General features: G+C 59.9%; 4 protein-coding genes and 1 pseudogene. 2 read left to right on the top strand and 3 right to left on the bottom strand.

What is annotated here, in order from left to right; all coding sequences use genetic code 11:
• Positions 1-195: pseudogene (locus NKH36_RS34235) on the top strand (phospholipase D family protein); the annotation flags it as partial.
• A gap of 25 nt (positions 196-220) precedes the next feature.
• On the opposite strand, the gene NKH36_RS34240 reads toward NKH36_RS34235, so the two are convergent.
• Complete coding sequence (locus NKH36_RS34240; RefSeq protein WP_352966209.1) at positions 221-433, bottom strand: hypothetical protein; 213 nt, start codon at positions 431-433, stop codon at positions 221-223.
• A 306-nt stretch (positions 434-739) separates the two neighbouring features.
• On the opposite strand from NKH36_RS34240, the gene NKH36_RS34245 reads away from it, so the two are divergent.
• On the top strand, positions 740-1,822 hold the full coding sequence (locus NKH36_RS34245) for a histidine kinase dimerization/phosphoacceptor domain -containing protein (protein WP_352966210.1): 1,083 nt from the start codon (positions 740-742) through the stop codon (positions 1,820-1,822).
• Between the two features lie 561 nt (positions 1,823-2,383).
• Here NKH36_RS34245 and NKH36_RS34250 read toward each other — a convergent pair.
• Both NKH36_RS34250 and NKH36_RS34255 read right to left on the bottom strand, forming a co-directional pair.
• Entirely contained in the window at positions 2,384-3,433 is a 1,050-nt protein-coding gene (locus NKH36_RS34250) for a YihY/virulence factor BrkB family protein (RefSeq protein WP_352966211.1), read from the bottom strand.
• Between the two features lie 698 nt (positions 3,434-4,131).
• Positions 4,132-6,020, bottom strand: a 1,889-nt coding sequence (locus NKH36_RS34255; protein WP_352966213.1) for a M12 family metallopeptidase, incomplete at its 5' end; no start/stop codon positions are given.

Below are 6,020 nucleotides of genomic sequence, written 5' to 3' on the forward strand. Positions count from 1 at the left end.
GAACTTCGGCGCTTTTTTCAAGCGGAGATATCACCAGAAACCAGCTATCGGCTGGAACTAAAGAACGATGTGCTGCACTGGCATGGATGCGACCAAGGCAAACTCCAAGAATACACACACGAACCAGAGGCCGGAATATTTCGCCGGGTTCTGGCGGCCTTGGTCCGCCACCTTCCGGTTGAGTCTCAGCTTTAGCCAGACCCACATAGTAGCATAGGTGCTAACGGCGGGATCGACGCCGCGTTCTTGCCGCGCCGGGTACGGCATACATGAAGAACGGCGACGTGAATGTGCCAAGCACAAGCGCCCGGGCAACTCCAAGGCGGCCGGAACCGGCGCAGCGCCGGCGCAGCATACCGTTTCGCCCGATCGTGTCGCGGCGAACCAGCCAGACCTGGGTGAGCACATGCGAGGTGCGGTTTGGCCACGGCATGCCGCCACCGGCGCCCCCGCTGCCAGGTGAGCCCATTGCAAATGGCGGAAATATTCTGTCGGCAGTTCCGGGGACGTGCAGATCGTCAATTTCGATTGGCAGAGACGGGATTTTGGCACAACGCTGTTGGAAAAAGGTCGTGGCCGTGCAAAGTGACGCAAGGTTGACTGAATTCTCAGCAAGACGGCCTTTGTTGCTCCGTGACGCGGGCTCGTCCTACTCCTGACATCGCGCAGCCGTTTGGCGGTGTCGAGCAAAGTGCATGACTGAGACTGAGGCTCCCACGCACAAGCACAGGCGACTAAGATGACATCAGATTCAGACAAGGCTGAGGCAGTTGAGCAATTGCTCGATACACCTGACCTAGCCACTGCGCTGGAAAGCGAGCAGTTCAAAAAATTCCTTGACCAGGTGCCGATCGCCATAGCCGTTGCGGACCTGACCGCTGAGGAGCGTGTGGTCTACGCCAATCCCGAATTCGAGAAACTGTCAGGCCTGACGGTCGCCAAGCTCACCCGAGAGAACTGGGCGGCCCTTTCGGGCACGGGTATCCACCAGCAGAAGGGCCGGCCTCTGCCCGAGGCCTTGGTCGAGAAAACCGATTTCGTCGGCACCTTCCGGCTGGAGCCCGTCGGGGCCAACCCGGCTTTTGTCGACGTTTATTCAAACATCATCGTGGACGATAACGGCACGAACTGCTTCCGACTGGTGGCTCTGGTCGACGTCTCATCCCATGGCGAATCTGAAGAAGCGCGCTTGGTGGAAGAGCTCGTTCGCGAGAGGGACACGCTGCTGCGCGAACTCCAGCATCGGGTGAAGAACAACCTCCAGATGATCACGGCGTTGATCCGTCTAGAAACCCGCAACGCCACGGAGCCCGATCAGAAGCGGTTTGAGAGGCTCGCCGGGCGTGTCGACGCTCTGGCCATCCTCTACCAGACGTTATCGGCCGACGAACAGAAGGATGAAGTCGACCTTGGCGTCTATCTCAGCCAGATCGCCTCCGCGGTGATGGGGTCGCATGCAGTTGAGGGGATCCGCCTCGACATGAAGGTGGATACCTATCCGGTGTCGATCAACGTTGCCATGCCTGCGGGACTGGTCGTGAACGAACTGCTGACCAACGCTTTGAAGCATGCGTTCCGAGGGCGAGAAGGCGGGACGATAAAGCTGCACAGCATCGCCGATGGCGACGGCTGCCGGGTCATCGTTGCGGACGACGGAATCGGCCTGCCGGAAGGGGAGACATGGCCCAAGCCCGGCAAGCTCGGCGCGCTGATCGCGCGCTCGCTGACCGAGAACGCCAAGGCAAAGTTCAACGTCGCCTCGAGCGCCAGCGAAGGGACGAAGGTCACCATCGCCTTCACGCGATCGGCGGCAGCAAGCTGACAATTGCCCAGAGGGCGGTTGCTTTCATGCTCCGGGTACCCTTTAAAGCTCACCCTCCAAAGCCTGTTCCGTCGTTAGTTTCCTGGCTGCGAGAATGATTAGACTTTTCGGCAATTTTTCTTCGGCTCGGCGAGCAAGAGGGCCGGCAAACAGGAGCACCGGCGACATGAGGAAGGCCACCGGTGCTGACCCGCGACAGCAGCCCATTCGAAGAACGCGAAGTCGAGTGCTCCGACCGGCAGAACCTTTCGGCCGCGGCCCCGGGTTGGCTCGCGGGACCTATCGCGTCATCGGCTGGGATACCGCGGCGGGCAGGCAAACGGGAATGCCAAGCGAATTCGGACGGCTGGCTGAAGCTTGATATGCCGCCGTTCTCCCCGATGTCGCGCTTGCCATCCGCCGAACCTGAGCAGCATGGAGATTGCGCCTGAACTTATTCATTGCTCGCGATCTGACTTATCATTGCCCATGATAAGCCGGTCTTTGCAACTTTGTCGCCAATGCCGATGTCGGTGATCTGCGCCAAGCGAAGTTGTGCGGAGATCTCACGTGATCTACGCACTAGGTGTCGCGCCCGTCCAAACGTGACTGCTGGTTGGCTGCATCGGCCGATCCGCCCAGCGTGTCGGCGACCGTGGCACCTCGCGCACCCATCGGCTGCTGCGCACCTGTGGTGGTGTCCTTGGCTGTCTGATGCTCCATCTCGGCATTCAGCTCCGCACCCACAATCAGGACAATCACGGAGATCCAGGTCCACATCATCAAGCCGATGACTGCCCCCAGGGCTCCATACGTGGCATTATAGTCGGCGAAGTTCTCAAGATAATAGGAGAACCCTATCGAGACTGCGATCCAGACCACAGCCGCGAGGAAGGCGCCCCATGTCGCCCATTGCCACTTTGCCCTTTCGCGGCTGGGGCCGTAGCGATAGATCAGCATAATCCCGAGGCCGACCATGATCAGCATTATCGGCCACCGAAAGATCCGCACAAGGGCTTCGGTCCAGCCGCCGAGGTTCAGCAGCGCAAGCATGGCCGGCACGATCCCCACCGAGACGATAAACCCAATACCGATGAGGATGGCGCCAAGTGTGAAGCCCAAGGCCAGGAGATTCAGATGGATAAAGCCGCGCTTTTCACTCTCCTCGTAGGCGATGTTCATGGCTTCGAATAGCGTCTTGATGCCGTTACTGGCGCTCCACAGTGCGACGGCAAGGCCGAAGATGAAGCCGAAGCTGAGCGCGCCGGTGTCCTGGGCGGCCAAGGATCTAAGCTGTGATCTGATAACGTCCAAACCGCCCGAAGGAAGTACGCCGCCAAGGAACGAAATGTGCTCAGCGATGGTCTGAGGATCGGCGACAAAACCGTAGATGGACACGAACGCGGCAAGCGCTGGAAAGAGGGCAAGGAGCAGATAGAATGCGGCCCCGGCCGCGATCAGCATAACACGGTCCTCGTTTACTTCAGCAAAGACCCGCCACAGCACGTCCTTCCAGCCACGGCTGGGAATCTGTGACGGCCATTCGGCATTGCGTCCGCGGCCCTCCCGTTCGGCCCGCCGCTCAAGTTGCACTTGGTCTTCGTAAGCGTCGTCGGTGGTCTTCTTCGACATGGCTGCCGGTCCGGAGCATCTTCTTTGCGGCGCAAACGTATGAATGCGCCAAAGGATGCAGGTGCAGACCTGCGCTCACAAATAAACATCCACCGACTGCAGGATCCGCATGCAACCTGCCGTCGCGTTGTGCAAGGGTACGCGTCGAGGAAGAGGAGAGCCGGTGGGGGAAGAATGGTCCTTTATTTCGGGCACAAGGATGCCATTGTCAGGGTTCTGCGCGATCGGGCCCGGCAACGTCGGACGATCTTCTACGGCCGGACATCACGTATCTCGTTGTCTCAAAGACCACGAACCTTCCGGGCCAAATAGGATTTGCTGCGGCAAAGCCGCCATCAGGGGAACAAACAAAAAGCGCACTCGAAACAATAGAAGCCGCATTCGATCACTACTCTGAGCCACGTGTCAGGCGTTCGGTTTGCAGTTTCGCCAGCGAACATCCGCCTTCTTTGAAAATGCCGGACGCAGGAAGTGATCATAATTCGTCAGGCGGCGTGCGCCACCTTAAAGTCCCTCACCGGTCGGTCCCTCTGAAACAAGGCAGCATTTTAATCGCTGCTCCCATATTCTGCCGACCGGAATTGAGTCGCGGCTTGGGGTTCAATTATGCGTCTTACCTTCATTCCACCGATGTTGCCGACTTTGGTCGAGGTTCCTCCGTAGGGCGACAATTGGATTCATGAAATCAAATACGATGGCTACCGGACGCAGCTGATCTCGGTAAACTGATCCAGACCGGCGACGTCCTTGAAATCGTCGTCGGAGGGAAAGAAACCGGACATGAAGGCGTTGGGACCGCCGAAATCCGTTTCGAACGCCGAGGCCTCGTCGAAGCCCTCTTGCTCGCAAAACGCATCGGCGATGCGCCCCTGATTCGCGGCGCTGCAGCGGTCGCCGGTTATGTCGTCGCCATGCATGCAACGGTCAATGCGGCGGTCCGACACCTCCACCTCCGATCCGCTGAACGTTTCCTCCTCGAGCGTCCCGGCCACGACCTGCTCCTCTTGAGGGGTCAGGTTCTGGCAGCTGATCGAGGAGATCACGTCGCCGCCCCATACGTTCATCCAGCCAACCACGGCATGGAAGCCGGAGTGCTCGCCAAGCATGCCTTCCGTCTGAACGTTGAAGCCGTCCTGAAAGCCCTTGGCCTCGCAGAATTCGTCGGCGACGCGGCCCCGCGACGTGGCCGAACAGGCGTTCTGCCCAAATGGCAAGCCATGCAGGCAACGGTCTATCCGCTTTCCCCTATGGCGGACATTGTCCCCGTTGAATGAGCGGACCTGGTCAGGCTCGGGGAGGAAATTGTTCGAGCCGGGCACGGCGATGTAGAGCTTGTGGAGGCCCTCGATGTCGCGATCGGACAGCAAGGCCGATGAAAAGTTGTCGATGCAGGCGGGGCCGGTGCACCCGCCCAGCCGCACCCAAGGTGAACAATTCACCGTTCCGTCCCCGTCGGTGTCGAGACCGAAATTGTAGTGCATGAGAGAAGCAAAGTCGTAGTCCGTCAGCAGTTCCGCGCCGTCCTCGGTGAAGGCGACGTTGGTCATGTCGATCCAACCCTCATAGATGCCCTGAAAGATATCAGCGGGCGCGCAACCCGGATTGCGCTCGATGAACAGGTCGCGATCCGAGCGGAGATGCTCGTGGATCAGGCCCAGTTCGTGGCCAATCTCGTGCTGTATGGTGCCGATCAATCCGCCGGCCGGCGTACCGTCCAACCGAACTCCCTGGATTCTGACCGCGTTCTCGCCCCGCTGCTTGCCCAGTTCGGTGCGGCTGCTCAGGATCGGTTCGCTGTTGATGAAACGAATGTAAGTTTCATGGCCATCGCGCGGAACGAAGCGAAACACCGTCCTTTCCTCATAGTCGGCGATGGCCGACGCAAGATCCTCGTTGCAGCAGAAGTCATCGGCCACCTCGAACGGGATTATCGCATCGTCCCACAGCGGTCCTGCGCCAAACGTGCCTGCATAGCCGGCAGCGAATGTGATATTGGCAGGCAGCTCCGCGCCTTGTTCGGACAGCGGGAATCCTATTCCACCGATGGCGAACGGCGGGACGACCATATCGCCGTCGTAAACATACTGGCCGCCCGCCTGGGTCAGCAGCAGCGATTGGAGCCCGCGGCCGGTGCGCACCTTGCGGCGTTCGAGGCTGATCTGGACGCCGCCGATGGTCATGGAATCGATAACGCCGAGAAAATTGATGTCGCGCTTCTTCTTCTGAATTTGGGCCAGCCGCACGGCTTCCAGTCCGGAACGGATCGTCGTGGACACGAGCCGCCCATCGACGATGTCGCTTATGCGCGAACGCGGTCGCAATACGGGACGGTCAGCCGCACCTCTCTTGATGCGGTCGGCGACATGAGCGCGTCGCTTGGCCGCCGGGGCGGAGACCCCGCTTCTGTCCAGCAGGCGATCGGTAACTCCAGGCCTGGGACGTATGTCCGGCTGCGCGCTCACTTCGGTCGCGGCAAAGCATAACGTCAGGAAGAACAGGGCAGCTCTCAGCATTTCCACCTCCACCGTCTTGCCCGCCATCTTGGCGGGCTTCTCGCATCGGGGCGGATCGTGGGCCGGGGTCTTGA

The organism is Mesorhizobium sp. M1312, assembly GCF_040318115.1.
Classification (GTDB): domain Bacteria; phylum Pseudomonadota; class Alphaproteobacteria; order Rhizobiales; family Rhizobiaceae; genus Mesorhizobium.

Coding starts and splice junctions, on each gene's coding strand:
- NKH36_RS34250 (WP_352966211.1), bottom strand. CDS start 3,433: ATGTCGAAGAAGACCACCGACGACGCTTACGAAGACCAAGTGCAACTT.
- NKH36_RS34245 (WP_352966210.1), top strand. CDS start 740: ATGACATCAGATTCAGACAAGGCTGAGGCAGTTGAGCAATTGCTCGAT.
- NKH36_RS34240 (WP_352966209.1), bottom strand. CDS start 433: ATGCCGTGGCCAAACCGCACCTCGCATGTGCTCACCCAGGTCTGGCTG.